The sequence below is a fragment of the Vibrio sp. 1249-1 genome, from assembly GCF_033340495.1.
The window spans coordinates 1-508 of sequence record NZ_JAWOWJ010001210.1 but is presented as its reverse complement, the minus strand read 5'-3'; the positions used below and the strand labels follow the sequence as shown (position 1 = coordinate 508).

At 47.0% G+C, this 508-nt stretch carries 1 protein-coding gene; it reads right to left on the bottom strand.

Annotated elements, in window-relative coordinates; genetic code table 11:
* Positions 1-10: 10 nt before the first annotated feature.
* Positions 11-508 (bottom strand): prolipoprotein diacylglyceryl transferase (lgt, locus tag R7Z50_RS31315; protein ID WP_318150254.1); only part of this gene is annotated, 498 nt, incomplete at its 5' end.

The following is a 508-nucleotide window of genomic DNA, read 5'->3' as shown; positions in this document are numbered from 1 at the left end:
CACCAATACCTTACTTCGTTTTAACTTGAGCTTTGTCTTGGTAAAGACCACGTTTGTAAGCCCAAACCATCATCAGAATACCCAACACGATCATTGGCGTTGATAGAATTTGTCCCATCGAAATATAACCACCAAATAGACCAAGCTGAGCATCCGGTTCGCGAACGAACTCGACTAAGAAGCGGAATGTACCATATCCAGCTAAAAATAGCCCTGATACCGAACCCAATGGGCGAGGCTTTTTGATGAACCAGTTCAAGATGAAAAACAGCACTACGCCTTCTAACAGCATTTCATACAGTTGCGATGGGTGACGTGGTAAAGGCCCGCCATTTGGGAAAACGATAGCCCAAGGAACGTCTGTTACACGCCCCCAAAGCTCGCTGTTCATGAAGTTACCCATACGGCCCATACCCAAGCCAAATGGCACAAGAGGCGCAACAAAGTCAGCAACGCCGAAGAAGGTACGACCGTTCTTGTGTGCATACCAGAACATTGCCGTAATCAC